This window comes from Pseudomonas sp. UBA6562, assembly GCF_002434265.1.
Taxonomy (GTDB): Bacteria; Pseudomonadota; Gammaproteobacteria; order Pseudomonadales; family Pseudomonadaceae; genus Aquipseudomonas.
Genome location: NZ_DJJS01000007.1, coordinates 735,649 through 749,823 on the forward strand (window position 1 = coordinate 735,649; position 14,175 = coordinate 749,823).

The following is a 14,175-nucleotide window of genomic DNA, read 5'->3' on the forward strand; positions in this document are numbered from 1 at the left end:
GGAGGAATGAGGCCAGGGCTCAGGCCTTGACGGTACGTTTTTCGATGCGCTTCTCGAACTGGCCTACGATCACCCGATCGACGAAGATGCCCGGCGTATGGATTTCGCTCGGCAACAGCACGCCAGGCTCGACCAGCTCTTCCACTTCCACCACGGTGATGCGGCCGGCCGTGGCTGCCAGCGGATTGAAGTTCTGTGCCGTGTTGCGGTACACCACGTTGCCATAATGGTCGGCCTTCCAACCCTTGACGATGGCGAAGTCGCCGGTGATGGCTTCTTCGAGGATGTAGGAACGGCCATTGAACTCACGCACTTCCTTGCCCTCGGCCACGGGTGTGCCGAAGCCGGTGGCGGTGAAGAACGCCGGGATACCGGCCCCGCCTGCACGCATCTTTTCCGCCAGGGTGCCTTGAGGGGTCAGTTCCACTTCCAGTTCGCCGCTGAGCAGTTGCCGTTCGAATTCGGCGTTTTCGCCCACGTAGGAAGCGATCATCTTGCGGATTTGTCGGTCTTCGAGCAGCACCCCCAGGCCGAACCCGTCAACGCCGCAGTTGTTGGACACCACCGTCAGGCCGCGCACGCCCAGGTGCTTGATTTCGGCGATGAGGTTTTCCGGGATGCCGCAGAGGCCGAAGCCACCGGCCAGCACCGTCATACCGTCTGTGAGCCCTTCGAGGGCTTGTTGATAGCTGCTGACGCGCTTGTCGAGTCCGGCCATGGTGGGTTGCCTTGTGCGAGAGAAAAGGTATGGCCATGTTCACGCCTGACGACTTATTTGTTAATTTTGTTTTCGTGATGGATTGATAAAACTTCCAAAAGAGCATCTGCCATGAACGTCAAGCAGCTACGGGCCTTCGCCAGCGTCGCCAAGTTCCAGAGCTTCGCCCAGGCCGGCGAGCACCTGCACGTCTCGCAACCCGCACTGAGCCTGACCATCAAGGCCTTGGAGGAGAACCTCGGCGGCGCGCTGTTCACCCGCACCACCCGCAGCGTCGCCTTGACCGCCGAGGGCGAGGTGCTGTTGCCGCTGGCGCGGCGGCTGTTGGCCGAATGGGACGACACCGAACAGCAGCTGCGCCAGCGCTTCACCTTGCAACTGGGCCGCGTCGCGGTGGCGGCGATGCCGTCGTTCGCCGGCAACCTGTTGCCGCCGGCACTCAAGGTGTTCCGTCAGCGCCATCCCAAGGTCAATGTCACCGTGCATGACGTCATCAACGAACAAGTGCTGGAACTGGTGCGCCACCGCCGCGTCGAACTAGGCATCGGTTTCGAACCGGACAGCGGCGAAGGTTTGCACTTCCACCCGCTCTATATGGACCGTTTCGTCGCCGTGGTACCTGCCGACTCGCCTCTGGCGAGTCGTGCGCACCTGGCCTGGCGCGATCTGCTCGACCAGGACTTCATCGCTTTGCAGCGCCCTTCGGCCGTACGCCTGCTGCTCGAAGAACATGCGCCCGTCGCAGCAGGATCGCTGGCCGTGGCGTTCGAAAGCCACCAGCTGTCCACCATCGGGCGTATGGTCGCCAGCGGTCTGGGCGTGAGCGCGGTGCCTGCGCTGTGCATCCGCCAGATGCAGGAGCTGGGCGCCTGCTGTGTGCCTCTGGTGGAACCCAGCGTGGAACGGCGCATCGGCGTCATGGCGCTGAGCGAACAGAAACTTTCCACCGCAGCCCAGGCGTTGCTCGATGTGCTGCTGGTCCACACACAGATTCCGGAGATGACATGCACTACATGAAACTGGCAGGTCGCGATGTTCCGGTCATTGGCCAAGGCACCTGGTACATGGGTGAGCGCCCCGACCAGCAGGCGGCCGAAGTGGCCGCGCTGCAACAAGGCATCGACCTGGGCCTGACCCTGATCGACAGCGCCGAAATGTACGCCGAGGGCGGTGCCGAGCGCGTGGTCGGCAAGGCCATCGCCGGACGCCGCGACCAGGTCTGCCTGGTCAGCAAGGTGTATCCGCACAACGCCAGCCGGCGCGGCGTGGTCGAGGCCTGCGAGCGCAGCTTGCAGCGCCTGGGCACCGACCACCTCGAGCTGTACTTGCTGCACTGGCGCGGCCAGCATCCACTGGAGGAAACCATCGAAGCCTTCGAGCGCCTGCGCGAACAGGGCAAGATCGGTGCCTGGGGCGTGTCCAATTTCGACCTGAACGACATGCAAGGCCTGCCCTCCTCGGCCTGCGCCGCCAACCAGGTACTGTACAACCCCAGCCAGCGCGGCATCGAATTCGATCTGCTGCCCTGGAGCCGCGCCCAAGGCATGCCGGTCATGGCCTACTGCCCGCTGGCGCAAGCCGGACGTTTGCTCGGGCACCCCGTGTTGGCCGCAATCGCCGAAGCGCATGGGGCGACCCCGGCCCAGATCAGCCTGGCCTGCGTGGTCCAAGGCGGTGGTGTGGTGGCCATCCCCAAGGCGGTCAAGCCCGAGCATGTGCAGCTGAATGCGGCAGCCGGCGCCCTACGTCTGACCCCTGAAGACCTGCACGCCATCGACGAGGCCTTCCCAGCGCCGACGCGCAAACAACGACTGGCTATCGTCTGAGGCATTTGTTCGCATACACCTGAAAAAGCCTGCGTCGCCCTGTAAAGGACGACAGTCGCTGCTCAGGAACGCTCACCAAAGGACTTCCCATGCTCACCGCTTTACTGTTCGACCTCGATGGCACCCTCACCGACACCGACACCCTGCACCTGCAAGCCTTTCGCGACCTGCTTTTCGAGCACGATGGCCGTGAGCTGAGCGCTGCAGAATTCGAGACCAAGGTCAGCGGGCGCGCCAACCAAGCACTGTTCGCCGACCTGTTTCCCGAACGTTCGCCTGCCGAGCGTCAAGCCTTGGCCGATCGCAAGGAGGCGCTGTTTCGCGAGCGCTCGCCGAACCTGAAGCCCTTGCCCGGCCTGCTGGGTGTGCTCGAGCATGCACGCCGTCTGAGGCTCGGCCTGTGCGTGGTCACCAACGCGCCACGGCTCAACGCCGAACACATGTTGCGCGCCATGGGCCTGGATCGGGCATTCGACCACGTGCTCGTCGCCGAGGAGCTGAGCCGGGCCAAACCCGATCCCCTGCCCTACCTCACCGGCCTCCAACGCTTGGGCGCTGAAGCCGCGCGAGCCTTGGCGTTCGAAGACTCGTTGCCAGGCGTCACGGCAGCGAACGCCGCAGGCATCTTCACGGTAGGCTTGAGCACCACGCAGCCGGCGCAGCGGTTGCTGGAGGCCGGTGCGCAGTTGGTGATCGAGGACTTCGACGATCCGCGCTTGTGGGCTTTGCTGGAGACCCACGGCCAGGTTTGACCCAACCGTTTAGCCAGCATTGGACTCAAGCAACCGGGCCAGCCCCTGCGCCAGCTCGGCGCGGCGGAACGGCTTGCGCAGCACCTCGAAACCGTTCAGTTCGCTCGGACTGAGGTTGGCATAGCCGGTGATGATCAGCACCGGCAGCTGGGCCAAGCGCTGCCGGGCCTGCTGGGCGAACTCGGCGCCGGTCATGTCGGGCATCACTTGGTCGGTCAACAGCAGATCGGGCACAAAGCCGGCTTCGAGCAACGCCATGGCTTGCGCGGCGCTTTGCGCTTCGGTGACTTGATAGCCCAAGTCGCGCAACTGCAACGCCGTAGCCTGGCGCACGATTTCTTCGTCGTCGACCAGCAGCACATGGCAACCGCTCGGGGTGGGCAACGGTTCGGGGCAGTCGCCGTCGCGGCACGCAGCCGGTAGCGCAGTCGCCGGTAGCCACAAGGTCGCCTGGGTGCCCTGCTGCTCCTGGGAACGCAAGGTGAATCCCCCGCCCGATTGCAACGCCAAGCCCTGGACCATCGGTAGGCCCAGGCCCACACCCTGGCCGACGGTCTTGGTCGAATAGAATGGCTCGGTGCAACGCGCCAGGACCGCCTCGGACATCCCGCAGCCGTCGTCGGCCACTTGCAGCCAGATCAACTGCCCGGCGAGGATGCCGGCAGGCCGCGCATCACAGTCTTCCACCAAGCCAGCGCGAATTTCCAGACGCCCCCCGTGGGGCATGGCGTCGCGGGCGTTGATCACCAGATTGAGCAGCGCCAGCTCCAATTGGCTCGGGTCGATGACCACGCCCGGCAAATCGGCATCGATGTCCACGTGCAAGGCGATGGTGGGCCCCAGCGAGCGGGCGATCAGCTCGCGCATGCCTTCGATCAGACCGGCCAGCGCCACCACCTCGGGCTTCAAGGTCTGTCGCCGGGCAAAGCTGAGCAGGCGTCCGACCACCGTGCGCGCTCGGTCGGCAGCCAGCAGCGCGCTGTCGATCAAACGCCCCGAGCGGGGATCGGGCACGCGTCGCTGGATCAGCTCCAGCGACGCGATGATCGGGGTGAGCATATTGTTGAAATCGTGGGCGATGCCGCCGGTGAGTTGGCCGATCATTTCCATCTTGCGCGATTCGTGCAGTTGCAGCATCGACGCTTCCCGCTGCGCAAGCATGCTGGATACACGCTCCTCCAAGCTGACGTTCAAAGCCACCAGGCTTGCTTCGGCGCGGGCATGCACGATGGCCGTCCAGGCCAGCTTGGCGGTTTCTTCGATCAGCAGACGCTCGTCGTCGATGAAGACGTGTGGCGTATTGAAGTGCACGGCCAATGTGGCATCCAGGTGCTCGCCCGTGTGCACCGGCACCAGCAGGCTGGCACATAGGCCGCTACTGCCCGGCGCAGTGCGGTTGCCGACCACCGCCTGGCCCTGTGCCAAGCATTCGTGCAGGCGCTCGCCATGGTGCGCGTAGGATTGTTCGCGCTCCAGCACAGGCACCTCGGCGAGCCATTGCTGCTCGATGTGAAAGCGCTGGCCGTCACCGGCATCGCGACCGAAGAACACCCGTGATGCCCCCAAGTGCTCGCCAAGACGACGTATCGCGAACGTTTCGATTTGCGCGGCGTCCTTGATCTGCGGCAGGGTCCGACCCAGTTCCAGCAGAAAGGCCTGGCGCCGCTCGAACTGCACCCGCGCGGTCGTTTCGGTGACGATGCACAGCACGCCCCCTATGGAGCCGTCGACCTCGCGCACGGCCGAATAGGACACATCGAACCAAGCGGTTTCGCCCAGCCCGTGGCGTTCGATATAGAACGGCCGGTCGCTGGCCGAGAACGTCTCGCCGGTCTCGCGCACGCCCCGCAACAGCGGCTCGAGGTCGTCCCACAACTCGCTCCAGTTCTCCTGAGCTGGGCGGCCCAGCGCCTGGGGGTGTTTTGCGCCGATGGTCGGGGCGTAGGCGTCGTTGTACAGGGCCACATACTCCGGGCCCCAGAACAACACGATCTGCGCCTTGGCCGGCAGGATCGTCGCCATCAAGGTTTGCAGACTCGGCGGCCAAGACTGCGCGGCGCCCAGCGGTGAATCGTGTACATCCAAGGTGCGCAGCAAGGCAGCGACCGTTCCACCTTCGCGCAAGAAGCCAGGTGGAACGGCATGCGGGCGCTCTACGGCGCCGTCGGGATAGAGGTTCATTGCATGGAGGCCATCGAAATCAAAGGGCCAAAACTCGGGTTCTGAAGCCTATGAGATCAATCTGACGCAGATGTTCCACTCAAAGTCGGGCAAACCATACGGACGGTGACCGCCTCAGCTCGCTCGAGTGCTGCTTGACGTGTACGTCAAGGCGGTTATAGGTTGGTCGCACCTTGCGCCCGAGCCCGACCATGAGCAGCCACACCTACAGCATTTCCGACCTGTCCCGCGAGCTGGACATCACTACCCGCGCCATCCGTTTCTATGAAGAACAAGGCCTGCTGGCGCCCGAACGACGTGGTCTGGAACGCGTCTATTCGGCCCGGGACAAAGTCACGCTCAAGCTGATCCTGCGCGGCAAGCGCATCGGTTTTTCATTGGCCGAATGCCGTGAGCTGATCGGTCTATACGACCCCGCAGGTGGCAACGCCCGACAGTTGAACAGCATGCTGGCCAAGATCGCCGAGCGTCGCGCCCAGCTCGAACAGCAGATGCTCGACATCCAGCAGATGCACCTGGAGCTCGACACTGCCCAAGAGCGCTGCGAACAGGCATTGGCCAACACCGGCGCGCCTCCTACCCTTTGAGCCTTCGTCAAGGAACACAATCATGCCAATGCCCTCCTCCGTGCGTCTGGTCGACGTCGGTCCGCGTGACGGTCTGCAGAACGAAGCCCGCCCCATCAGCGTGGCCGACAAGGTCCGTCTGGTCGACGACCTCACCGCAGCCGGCCTGGCCTACATCGAAGTCGGCAGTTTCGTCTCGCCCAAGTGGGTGCCGCAGATGGCCGGCTCCGCCGAGGTGTTCGCCGGCCTGACGCCACGCGCAGGGGTCACCTATGCGGCGCTGGCGCCCAACCTGCGCGGTCTGGAAGATGCGCTGGCCGCCGGCGTCAAGGAAGTGGCCGTGTTCGCGGCCGCTTCCGAGGCGTTCTCCCAGCGCAACATCAATTGCTCGATCGGCGACAGCCTCAAGCGCTTCGAACCGCTGATGGCACTGGCACAGGCCGAAGGCGTACGGGTACGCGGTTACGTGTCGTGCGTACTGGGCTGCCCTTATGAAGGCACGGTACGCGCCGAACAGGTGGCGCCGGTGGCGCAGGCCCTGTATGGCATGGGCTGTTACGAGGTTTCGTTGGGCGACACGCTCGGTACGGGCACGGCCGGCGACACGCGGCGGTTGTTTGACGTGGTCGGTCGGGTCGTGCCGCGCGCGCAACTGGCTGGTCACTTCCATGACACCTATGGCCAGGCCCTGGCGAACGTCTATGCCAGCCTGCTCGAAGGCATCGGCGTGTTCGACAGCTCCGTGGCCGGGCTGGGTGGCTGCCCCTATGCCAAAGGCGCTACCGGTAACGTGGCCACCGAAGACGTGGTGTACCTGATGCACGGGTTGGGCATCGAAACCGGCATCGACCTGGACCTGTTGATCGCCGCAGGGCAGCGCATCAGCGATGTATTGGGGCGGGCCAGTGGTTCGCGGGTGGCACGCGCTCGCAGCGCAGCCATGGCCTCGCAGTGACACACGTGGGGCATTGAGTGTTACCGCCCCCCAATGATCGGCAAGAAATCGGGTAACAGGGAAACAATTCGACAGAATTTCAGGAGGCGCTGAACTAGCTGAATCGGCTAAATGCCTGTTTTAAAAGGCTTTTGAAAAGTTGGCACGCCACCTGCTATATCTTTCGTACAACAAGAACAAAAAAACGCACCACCCAATAAAAACAACAGACAACGGTTCTGACATAACAAGAACAACACGGCAGAAGCGTAGCAAGCAGATCTTTTTGGAGTCGATGGGTTTTCCGGGGTATTGCCCCGCACCTGGCACAGAACAACAAAACTACCCTCAGGTAGCGACAGTCAGGCTGGATCAGCAATGATGAACATCGATCAGCGCTCAAAAAAATACGTTTGCTCTTGAGCCCCGCATGGGGGCCACCGCTCCACCCGGACACACCGACAAAAACAACAAACGGTACGTCCCGAATAATAAGAAAGCGCAGGCAACATACCTCAAGGGGAGCTTCGGCTCCCCTTAGTGCTTTCTAGGGTTGGGTGGTTGCGGTCCGGTCCGCACTGGGCCGGGAAACGATCCAGGCGCATCGACCGGGGCCGTTCGGGCACTGCGCGCCACTCGAACCGACGCCGCTTTGCGGCCCAGGGTGTCCAGCGGCGCGCTCAACCCCGCCCCCTATGCGCCTCGAGCTGGGTCAAAGCTTGGTTTTTTCCTCCTTCATCTTGTCCTCACGCGGGCCGCCAATCCGTTCGACCAACGCCGGCATGCTGCTCAGCACCAACAAGCCCAGCACCGTACTGATCAATGCCGTGGCCTCGCGACCCATGCCCGCCGCCGTGCCGATCGCCGCCGTCATCCACAGACCCGCCGCCGTGGTCAGCCCCTTGACGTGACTGGGATCACTGCCGTTGCCCTTGAGGATGGTCCCGGCCCCCAGAAAGCCGATACCGGCCACGATGCCCTGGATCACCCGGCTCATCGCCTGCTCGTCGGCACCGGCCATGCTCGGGGCCAGCACGAACAGCGCGGCGCCCATGGACACCAGCATGTGCGTGCGCACGCCCGCCGACTTGCCACGGTGTTCGCGCTCGAAACCGAGTACCGCGCCAAGCACCGCCGCCATCGTCAAGCGCACCAGAATCCGCGCCACCTCCTGCTCGTCCGTGACGTCGGCGAACTCCGCCACCACTGCCGTCCATATGTTGTCCAACCAATCGTACATCGGCATTCGCTCCTGGGTTCCATTCAGTGCGTTGACCATCGCTCACTGCTGGAGTGCCCTCGCCTGCCGTTCGCCGGTTGCGGGGAGCCACCCAACCAGTCGGGCAGTCACAACTTCTGCCTACCTATCCAGAGAGAGGAACTCCACATGCCCGTCCACATCGACGAAACCACCCATCGTTGCACGCTGACCGGCGCCGACCTGCGCCTTGAAACCGCCGGCTCCGACGTCGAGATCGTCACCGACGAACAACTACGCATGTCGGTCGCCGTGGCCGCCGGGCAGCGCGTGCCGGTCACCGAAGCCGAGGCCGATGCACTGACCGTGGCAGGCGCCAGGGACGGTCGCAAACACCTCAAGGCCAGCGTGCCAGGCTCGGTGATCTGATCGGGCCCGCCACTGATACGGTTTTAGCAGCGTGAATTGAGGCTGTACTGCAAACAGCGACGCGGCCATAGTGGCAGGCGGTCGACGCCGACCGCCCTGCCCACCCGCCTGCCCGCCGAGCTGCCATGAAACGCTACGAACGCTTTGCCGACGACATCGCCGAACTGATCCGCAGCGGGGTGCTCGGCCCCGGTGAGCGCCTGCCGTCGGTGCGCTATGCCAGCCAAACCCACGGCGTCAGCCCCTCTACCGTGTTCCAGGCCTACTACCTGCTGGAGCGTCGCGGCTTGATCCGCGCCCGGGCGCGATCGGGCTATTTCGTCAACAGCCACGCCCCGCGCGCCTTCACCGAGCCGCAAAGCCTGGCGCCGACCAGCGAGTCGACCGATGTCGACGTCAGCGACCTGGTGTTCTCTATCCTCGACTCCATCAAGGACCCGGCCACCGTGCCGTTCGGCTCGGCCTTCCCCAGCCCCAAGCTGTTCCCGCTGCAACGCCTGGCCCGTTCGCTGGCCAGCGCCGGACGCAACATGGACCCGCAGGTGGCGGTCACCGACCTGTCGCCGGGCAACCCGCAACTGCGCCGGCAGATCGCCCTGCGTTACATGGTCGCCGGGCTGATGCTGCCCATGGAGGAATTGCTGATCACCAACGGCGCCCTGGAAGCACTCAACCTATGCCTGCAAGCGGTGACCGAGCCGGGCGACCTGGTGGCCATCGAGGCGCCGGCGTTCTATGCCTGCCTGCAAGTACTGGAGCGGCTCAAGCTCAAGGCAGTGGAGATTCCCGTGCAGCCGCGCGAAGGCATGGACCTCGCAGTGCTGGCGCAGACCCTGGACAAGCACCCGGTCAAAGCCGTGTGGTGCATGACCAACTTCCAGAACCCGATGGGCGCCAGCATGCCGGAGGCCAACAAGCAGGCGTTGGTGGGGTTGCTGCGCAAGCATCAGGTGCCGTTGATCGAAGACGACGTGTACGCCGAGCTGTATTACGCCCAGCACGCCCCCAAACCGGCCAAGGCCTTCGACACCGACGGGCTGGTCATGCATTGCAGCTCTTTCGCCAAGAGCCTGGCCCCGGGCTATCGCATCGGCTGGGTCGCCGCCGGGCGCTACGCACAGAAGATCGAGCGGCTCAAGCTGATGACCTCGCTGTGCGCCTCGATGCCGGCCCAGGCCGCCATCGCCGACTATCTACAGCACGGCGGCTACGATCGCCACCTGCGCAAGCTGCGCTACGCCCTGGAAGGCCAGCAGGCCAACATGCTCGCCGCCGTGGCCAAGTATTTCCCGGCACAAACGCGGGTCAGCCGGCCCAGCGGCGGCTATTTCCTGTGGCTGGAACTGCCCGAGCGCATCGATGCCCTCAAGCTGTTCCACATGGCCCTGGCCCAAGGCATCAGCGTCGCCCCGGGGCCGATCTTCTCCCCGACCCGGCGCTTCGGTCACTGCATCCGCCTGAACTACGGCAGCCCTTGGAGCGAGAGCTCGGAGCGGGCCATGGAAACCCTGGGACGGATCATTCGCTCGTTCTAGGCTCTGTACGAAATGTATCTGCATTCGCCCATACTGCGTTGAAACGGAGCTCGGAATGCTCATGTACTCCAGTACACTCCGCTTCCTCCCCCCGTTTCGCCTTGTCTGGCCTTCGCGCAGACACCTTTCGTATAGAGCCTAGGCCAAGGCGAGGTCAATGCCCGCCCGAACCCGGCGGCGCCTTGGCGCTGAACGGCGGCTTGGCGAACCACACCAGCAGAATCAACCCGGCGAAGATCCAGGTCATCAGGGTGAAGTAGTCCACCGTCGACATCATGTAGGCCTGGCCGTTGACGATCTGTTCGAGCTGGGCGTAGTTCTGCAGGCTGGCGCCGCCCATCTGCTCCAGGGTATGGCGGGTCGCCGGGTCATACGGGGTGATGTGCTCGGTCAGATAGGCATGGTGCTGGTCGGCGCGGCGAATCCAGATCCAGGTGGTCAGGGACGCCGCAAAGCTGCCGCCCAGCGTACGCAGGAAGGTGGCCAGGCCCGAGCCGTCGGCGATCTGGTGCGGCGGCAGGTCCGAGAGCAGGATGCTCAAGGTCGGCATGAAGAACAGCGCCACGCCGATGCCCATGAACAGTTGCACCAAAGCGATGTGCTGGAAGTCCACCTGACTGGTGAAGCCGGCGCGCATGTAGCAACTGGCGCCGATCGCCAGGAATGCCAAGCCCGCCAGCAGGCGCAGGTCGAAGCGGTGCGCGTACTTACCCACGAACGGCGACATCAGCACCGGCAGCAGGCCGATGGGCGCCACCGCCAGGCCCGCCCAGGTCGGGGTATAGCCCATCTGCGTCTGCAACCACTGCGGCAGGATCAGGTTGATGCCGAAGAACCCGGCATAGCCGCCGACCAGCACGATGGTGCCCACACGGAAATTGCGGTGCACGAACAGACGCAGGTTCACCACCGGATGCCGGTCGGTCAGCTCCCAAATGACGAAGATGCACAGGAACACCAGGGAAATCAGGCTGCCGGCGATGATGAACGGCGATTCGAACCAGTCCAGGTCGTTGCCCTTGTCGAGCACCACCTGCAAAGCGCCGACACCGACGATCAGGGTCAGCAGGCCGATGTAGTCCATGGGCTGACGGCTGGTGTGCACCGGCCGTGCGCGCATCTGCTGGCGCACCACCGCAGCGGCGAACAAGCCGATGGGAATGTTGATGAAGAAGATCCACGGCCAGCTGTAGTTGTCGGTGATCAGGCCGCCGAGGATCGGCCCGGCGATGGGCGCCACCACCGTCACCATCGCCAGCAGCGCCAGGGCCATGCCGCGCTTGGCGGGGGGATAGACGGCGATCAACAGTGTCTGGGTCATGGGGTACAGCGGGCCGGCCACCACCCCTTGCAGCACCCGGAAGCCGACCAGTTCGGGCATCGACTGGGCGATGCCGCAGAGGAACGAGGCCAGCACGAACAGCAGGGTCGCCCAGATGAACAGCTTGACCTCGCCGAAGCGCCGGCTCAGCCAGCCGGTCAACGGCAGGGCGATGGCGTTGCTCACCGCGAACGAGGTGATGACCCAGGTGCCCTGTTCGTAGCTCACGCCCAGGTTGCCGGAGATGGTCGGCAAGGCCACGTTGGCGATGGTGGTGTCGAGCACCTGCATGAAGGTCGCCAACGACAGGCCGATGGTGGTCAGCAACAGGCTCGGCGGCGTGAATTGGGCAGCGGCCGGCTGGCTCATGGCGCGGCCGTCTTGCCGGCGGCGCTGTTGTCACGGATCAGTCGGGCGATCAGCGCATCGGCCTCGCCCAATTGCTGGTCGTAGACCTGGGTGCTGTAGGTGGCCTGTTGCGGAGGCTGCTGGGCCAGCACCGGACCGTCCTGGTCGTGTAGATCGACTTCGACCACGGTAGATAAGCCGATACGCAGCGGATGGCGCTGCAACTGCTCGCGATCCAGGGCAATGCGTACCGGCACCCGCTGCACGATCTTGATCCAGTTGCCGGTGGCGTTCTGCGCCGGCAACAAGGCGAAGGCGCTGCCGGTGCCGGCGCCCAGGCTCTGCACGGTGCCGCGGTATTCGATGTCGTCGCCGTAAAGATCGGCGGTCACGCTCACCGGCTGGCCGATGCGCATGTCGCGCAGCTGGGTTTCCTTGAAGTTGGCGTCGATCCACACCTCGTCCAGCGGAATCACCGCCATGGTCGCGGTGCCCGGTTGCAAGCGCTGGCCCAGCTGCACGGTGCGCTTGGCCACGTAGCCGGTCACCGGCGCCACCAGAGTGGTGCGCGCATGGTCGAGGTAGGCCTGGCGCAGCTCGGCGGCGGCGGCCATGACCTCGGGGTGCGAGGCCACTTGGGTGTCGTCGACCAAGGCGGTGCTGGTGTTGAGCTGCTGGCGGGCGCTGTCCACGGCGCTTTGCGCGGTGGTCAGGTCGTCGCGGGCGTGGGACAGCTCTTCGGCGGAAATCGCCCCGCCGTCAGCCAGCGCCTTGCGCCGGCTGTAGTTGTCGCGCGCAGTCTTGAGCGCCGCCTGGCGCGACTGCACCTGGGCCTTGAGCGCATCGACGTTGCTGTACAGACCGCGCACTTCGCGCACCGTACGCGCGAGCTTGGCCTGGCTGGCCTGCAAGGCCACCTCGGTATCGGACGGGTCGAAGCGCAGCAGTACCTGCCCGGCCTGGACCAGATCGCCATCGTCGGCACCGATGCTGGTGACCGTGCCGGTGACCAGGGGCGTGATTTCCACCACGTTGCCGTTGACGTAGGCATCGTCGGTGTTCTCTTCCCAGCGTCCGACCAGGCTGTACCACGCCCAACCGGCTGCCGCGCCGAGGATCACCAGCAACAACAGGCCGAGCAGCCAGAGCTTGCGCTTGCGCGAGCTGGCGGGCTTGTCGGCGGTTTGGCCAGCGGGCTCGGCGGGAGCGTTGGCGTCGGGGGAAGTGGCCATGGCAGTACCTTGGAAAAAGTCGGAAGGGGTTCAACGGTTGCTGAAGCGACGCACCGTCATCGGGTCGCCGGCAGCGAGCAGGATCTTGGCCAATAGGCGCTCCAGAGTGCTCAGTTCGTCGGCCTCGAGCACGCCGACCAACTCGTTCATGGCCTTTGCGCCGACCTCGGGCAGGCGGTCGGCCAGGCGCTGACCTTCAGCGGTCAGCACCAGGCGCACTTGACGGCGATCCCGTGGGCAGCGCTGGCGTTGGATCAGCCCCTTTTGTTCGAGGCGATCGAGCATGCGCGTCATGGAGCCGCTGTCCAGGCCCAGGCACCGACACATTTCGGCGGGCGTATCGAGCGCCAGTTGGGTGATGATCACCAGCACCTTGAACTGCGCAGCGGTCACGCCTTCGCTCTCCAAGTGCGCATCGAGGATGCGGTCCTTGAGGATCGCTGCGCGCCCTAGCAGCAAGCCGAGCGAGCAATCAGAAAAGTTGTCTGGCGTGAAGAATGGCATCGCACGCGCCCAGGCTAAGTGTGTGCAAATGTTACTGCCTAGGCAGTGAATGTCAAAGACTTTATTAGCAGCCTAATTAATTAAGCGGTCTGCCGCCGCCTGATGTGAGCCGCAGAGAGGCGGCAACCCCTGCCGGGCAGGTGCGCATGGGGCTTGTACCTGCTCAGGGTTGCTGAGCGGCGCAGCCGGGATCGACGCCGCATTCGCAAACGTCTCCAGGCTCAGGCCTGGGTACTGACCATGCTCCCAGCACTGCCCTTGTTCGCTTCGGCCAGCGCTGCCAGCAACTGACTGGTCGCGGTCATCAGGCTGGCATTGAGCGTGGCGATATTGGCTTGCTGGGCGGCCATGGCGGCCTGCTTGGCCTGGTCGCTCGTCTGCTGGGCACTGATGGACTCCAACTGGCGCTGCGCTTGGGCCAGTTGCTTCTGCAGATCCTTGATCATTTGCTTGAGTTCTTTGATCGCATCCGATTCGGTGTCTTCGCTGCTGGCGCCGCCTGCCGCCGGCGCCTGGGTCTGCAAGCCCTCATTGAACGCCTTGCCTTGCAGCTGCACGGCCGAGGTCTGTTCGGTGGTGCTGGAGATGTCTGTGGCGACAGAAGTAGAAGCAGGACTCATCGCTGATGGCA

Annotated in this window: 14 protein-coding genes; 7 read left to right on the plus strand and 7 right to left on the minus strand. The window is 64.4% G+C overall.

What is annotated here, in order from left to right; genetic code table 11:
- Positions 1-19: 19 nt before the first annotated feature.
- Positions 20-718 carry a CoA transferase subunit A gene (locus B4M43_RS15285; protein WP_296268290.1) on the minus strand — a complete coding sequence of 233 codons (699 nt, stop codon included), beginning with the start codon at positions 716-718 and terminating at the stop codon, positions 20-22.
- A gap of 111 nt (positions 719-829) precedes the next feature.
- Between B4M43_RS15285 and B4M43_RS15290 the strand changes: the two genes are divergently transcribed.
- The 3 genes from B4M43_RS15290 to B4M43_RS15300 all read left to right on the plus strand — a co-directional run bounded on the left by B4M43_RS15290 (position 830) and on the right by B4M43_RS15300 (position 3,296).
- Positions 830-1,735, plus strand: a complete 906-nt coding sequence (locus B4M43_RS15290; RefSeq protein WP_296268291.1) for a LysR family transcriptional regulator — start codon at positions 830-832, stop codon at positions 1,733-1,735.
- On the plus strand, positions 1,723-2,544 hold the full coding sequence (locus tag B4M43_RS15295; protein WP_296268292.1) for an aldo/keto reductase: 822 nt from the start codon (positions 1,723-1,725) through the stop codon (positions 2,542-2,544). The genes B4M43_RS15290 and B4M43_RS15295 overlap by 13 nt, the downstream gene beginning before the upstream one ends.
- A gap of 89 nt (positions 2,545-2,633) precedes the next feature.
- Positions 2,634-3,296 (plus strand): HAD family hydrolase, encoded by a 663-nt coding sequence (locus B4M43_RS15300; RefSeq protein ID WP_296268293.1) that lies wholly within the window; start codon positions 2,634-2,636, stop codon positions 3,294-3,296.
- A gap of 9 nt (positions 3,297-3,305) precedes the next feature.
- On the opposite strand, the gene B4M43_RS15305 is transcribed toward B4M43_RS15300, so the two are convergent.
- On the minus strand, positions 3,306-5,477 hold the full coding sequence (locus B4M43_RS15305) for a response regulator (protein ID WP_296268294.1): 2,172 nt from the start codon (positions 5,475-5,477) through the stop codon (positions 3,306-3,308).
- Between the two features lie 191 nt (positions 5,478-5,668).
- On the opposite strand from B4M43_RS15305, the gene B4M43_RS15310 reads away from it, so the two are divergent.
- Positions 5,669-6,064 carry a MerR family transcriptional regulator gene (locus B4M43_RS15310; protein ID WP_296268295.1) on the plus strand — a complete coding sequence of 132 codons (396 nt, stop codon included), beginning with the start codon at positions 5,669-5,671 and terminating at the stop codon, positions 6,062-6,064.
- 22 nt (positions 6,065-6,086) lie between these two features.
- The gene (locus B4M43_RS15315; protein ID WP_296268296.1) at positions 6,087-6,998 is read left to right on the plus strand and encodes a hydroxymethylglutaryl-CoA lyase; all 912 of its coding nucleotides are present in this window, start codon (positions 6,087-6,089) and stop codon (positions 6,996-6,998) included.
- A gap of 691 nt (positions 6,999-7,689) precedes the next feature.
- Here the strand turns inward: B4M43_RS15315 and B4M43_RS15320 are convergent.
- Entirely contained in the window at positions 7,690-8,205 is a 516-nt protein-coding gene (locus B4M43_RS15320) for an MgtC/SapB family protein (protein ID WP_296268414.1), read from the minus strand.
- A gap of 159 nt (positions 8,206-8,364) precedes the next feature.
- Between B4M43_RS15320 and B4M43_RS15325 the strand changes: the two genes are divergently transcribed.
- Complete coding sequence (locus B4M43_RS15325) at positions 8,365-8,604, plus strand: DUF3203 family protein (RefSeq protein ID WP_296268297.1); 240 nt, start codon at positions 8,365-8,367, stop codon at positions 8,602-8,604.
- 125 nt (positions 8,605-8,729) lie between these two features.
- Positions 8,730-10,139 carry a GntR family transcriptional regulator MpaR gene (gene mapR, locus B4M43_RS15330; protein WP_296268298.1) on the plus strand — a complete coding sequence of 470 codons (1,410 nt, stop codon included), beginning with the start codon at positions 8,730-8,732 and terminating at the stop codon, positions 10,137-10,139.
- Between the two features lie 154 nt (positions 10,140-10,293).
- On the opposite strand, the gene B4M43_RS15335 is transcribed toward mapR, so the two are convergent.
- The 4 genes from B4M43_RS15335 to B4M43_RS15350 all read right to left on the minus strand — a co-directional run bounded on the left by B4M43_RS15335 (position 10,294) and on the right by B4M43_RS15350 (position 14,164).
- The gene (locus B4M43_RS15335) at positions 10,294-11,829 is read right to left on the minus strand and encodes a DHA2 family efflux MFS transporter permease subunit (protein WP_296268299.1); all 1,536 of its coding nucleotides are present in this window, start codon (positions 11,827-11,829) and stop codon (positions 10,294-10,296) included.
- On the minus strand, positions 11,826-13,040 hold the full coding sequence (locus tag B4M43_RS15340) for an HlyD family efflux transporter periplasmic adaptor subunit (RefSeq protein WP_296268300.1): 1,215 nt from the start codon (positions 13,038-13,040) through the stop codon (positions 11,826-11,828). Before B4M43_RS15340 ends, B4M43_RS15335 begins: the two co-directional genes overlap by 4 nt.
- A 30-nt stretch (positions 13,041-13,070) precedes the next feature.
- Positions 13,071-13,544, minus strand: a complete 474-nt coding sequence (locus tag B4M43_RS15345) for a MarR family winged helix-turn-helix transcriptional regulator (protein ID WP_296268301.1) — start codon at positions 13,542-13,544, stop codon at positions 13,071-13,073.
- A 221-nt stretch (positions 13,545-13,765) separates the two neighbouring features.
- Entirely contained in the window at positions 13,766-14,164 is a 399-nt protein-coding gene (locus B4M43_RS15350) for a hypothetical protein (RefSeq protein ID WP_296268302.1), read from the minus strand.
- Positions 14,165-14,175 lie beyond the last annotated feature (11 nt).

Bases quoted from the DNA above. Each gene is read 5' to 3' on its own strand.
- B4M43_RS15285 (WP_296268290.1), bottom strand. From the start codon at position 718: ATGGCCGGACTCGACAAGCGCGTCAGCAGCTATCAACAAGCCCTCGAA.
- B4M43_RS15290 (WP_296268291.1), top strand. From the start codon at position 830: ATGAACGTCAAGCAGCTACGGGCCTTCGCCAGCGTCGCCAAGTTCCAG.
- B4M43_RS15295 (WP_296268292.1), top strand. From the start codon at position 1,723: ATGCACTACATGAAACTGGCAGGTCGCGATGTTCCGGTCATTGGCCAA.
- B4M43_RS15300 (WP_296268293.1), top strand. From the start codon at position 2,634: ATGCTCACCGCTTTACTGTTCGACCTCGATGGCACCCTCACCGACACC.
- B4M43_RS15305 (WP_296268294.1), bottom strand. From the start codon at position 5,477: ATGAACCTCTATCCCGACGGCGCCGTAGAGCGCCCGCATGCCGTTCCA.
- B4M43_RS15310 (WP_296268295.1), top strand. From the start codon at position 5,669: ATGAGCAGCCACACCTACAGCATTTCCGACCTGTCCCGCGAGCTGGAC.
- B4M43_RS15315 (WP_296268296.1), top strand. From the start codon at position 6,087: ATGCCAATGCCCTCCTCCGTGCGTCTGGTCGACGTCGGTCCGCGTGAC.
- B4M43_RS15325 (WP_296268297.1), top strand. From the start codon at position 8,365: ATGCCCGTCCACATCGACGAAACCACCCATCGTTGCACGCTGACCGGC.
- mapR (WP_296268298.1), top strand. From the start codon at position 8,730: ATGAAACGCTACGAACGCTTTGCCGACGACATCGCCGAACTGATCCGC.
- B4M43_RS15335 (WP_296268299.1), bottom strand. From the start codon at position 11,829: ATGAGCCAGCCGGCCGCTGCCCAATTCACGCCGCCGAGCCTGTTGCTG.
- B4M43_RS15340 (WP_296268300.1), bottom strand. From the start codon at position 13,040: ATGGCCACTTCCCCCGACGCCAACGCTCCCGCCGAGCCCGCTGGCCAA.
- B4M43_RS15345 (WP_296268301.1), bottom strand. From the start codon at position 13,544: ATGCCATTCTTCACGCCAGACAACTTTTCTGATTGCTCGCTCGGCTTG.
- B4M43_RS15350 (WP_296268302.1), bottom strand. From the start codon at position 14,164: ATGAGTCCTGCTTCTACTTCTGTCGCCACAGACATCTCCAGCACCACC.